This window comes from Actinokineospora sp. (assembly GCF_050699995.1).
GTDB lineage: Bacteria > Actinomycetota > Actinomycetes > Mycobacteriales > Pseudonocardiaceae > Actinokineospora.
The window spans coordinates 1-1550 of sequence record NZ_JBOHGC010000618.1 but is presented as its reverse complement, the minus strand read 5'-3'; the positions used below and the strand labels follow the sequence as shown (position 1 = coordinate 1550).

Sequence of the window (1550 nt, the reverse complement as noted above, 5' to 3'; positions counted from 1 at the left end):
GTTGCGCGCGCAGGTCGCCGTCCTGACCGAGCGACTGGAGCAGAGTTCGCAGAATTCATCGCGACCGCCGTCGACTGATCCGCCCACCGTCGTCCGACCGCCGAAGGCGCCCTCGGGCCGTCAGCCCGGGGCACAGCCGGGCCACACCGGGCAGTATCGGGCGCTGGTGCCAGTGGAGCAGGTCGATGCCATCGTGCCCGTGAAGCCGGCGCAGTGTCGCGCCTGTGGCGCACGACTCCGGGGGCGTGACGCTACGCCCCGGCGCCACCAAGTCACCGAGCTGCCGCCGGTGCGGCCAACGATCACCGAGTACCAACTGCACACCCTGGGCTGCCCGCGGTGTGGCGTGACGACCACTGCCCCGTGGCCGACCGGGGTGCCGCGCGGCGCGCTGGGCCCACGCGTGGTCGCGATCGTGGCGGCGTGCACCGGCGTCTACCACCTGAGTAAGCGCACGACGGTCGGCCTGCTGGCCGACCTCTTCCACATTGACATCGCCTTGGGGACGGTGACCGCGTGCGAAGCCGCGGTGAGTGCTGCGCTGGCGGCGCCCGTCGCTGCCGCGCACGCGTATGTCGTCGAGCAGGCGCCAGTGATCCACGCCGATGAGACCGGCTGGCGCGAGGGGCGCCAGCGGGCGTGGCTGTGGGTCGCGGTCACGGCGCGGGTGACCGTGTTCCTGATCCATGCCCGGCGCGGGCGGGTCGCCGCGCGCACCCTGCTGGGCCAGAGCGCAGCCTTCTTGGTCAGTGATCGCTGGAGCGCGTATGGCGACTGGCCCTTGGCGCGTCGGCAACTGTGCTGGGCCCATCTCCGGCGCGAGTTCATCGCCTTCACCGAGCGCGGCGGCGCCGCGGCCCGCCTCGGCCGTCGATTGGGGACCGACACCGAGCAGATGTTCGCGTGGTGGCATCGGGTGCGCGACGGCACCTGGACGCGGGCGCAGTTCCAAGCGGCGATGGAGCCCCTGCGGCGGCGCGTCGAGAAACGACTGCGCTGGGGCGTGACCTGCGGTCAGGCCAAGACCGCCGCGACCTGCCGGGACCTGCTCACGGTGGCGCCGGCCCTGTGGACGTTCGTCGACGTCTCGGGCGTGGAGCCGACCAACAACGCGGCCGAACGCGCGCTCCGCCCGGCGGTCCTCTGGCGCAAAGGCTGCTTTGGCACCCACAGTGCGGCCGGCAGTCGGTTTGTTGAACGTATGCTCACCGTCGCTGCCACCCTCCGGGAACAACAGCGCAACATCATCGACTACCTCACGCAGGTCTCCGTCTCCGTGCTTCACGGAGATCCCGGCCCTTCGCTCGTCCCGTGTTCGCCTCACTCGCCGCTGCCGAAGGCTGCTCAAGCCTGAACGCTTACAAATGGCTTTATCAACCCGCGGAAGACTGCTGAAAGGCTGTGTCATGTCGTTCTCCGAGTTTGCCCTCCATCCCACCCTGCTCCGCGGGGTTGCCGACCTCGGCTTCGAGGTCCCCACACCGATCCAGCGCGCCGCGATCCCGGCCGGGCTCGAAGGCCGCGACGTCCTCGCCTGCGCGATGACGGGC

At 70.8% G+C, this 1550-nt stretch carries 1 protein-coding gene; it reads left to right on the top strand.

All coding sequences use genetic code 11. The annotated features are described in order from the left end of the window. Window positions 1-1354: IS66 family transposase (gene tnpC, locus ACRDSQ_RS29670; RefSeq protein ID WP_431425631.1), on the top strand; the 1354-nt coding region annotated here is incomplete at its 5' end. Between the last annotated feature and the right edge of the window lie 196 nt (window positions 1355-1550).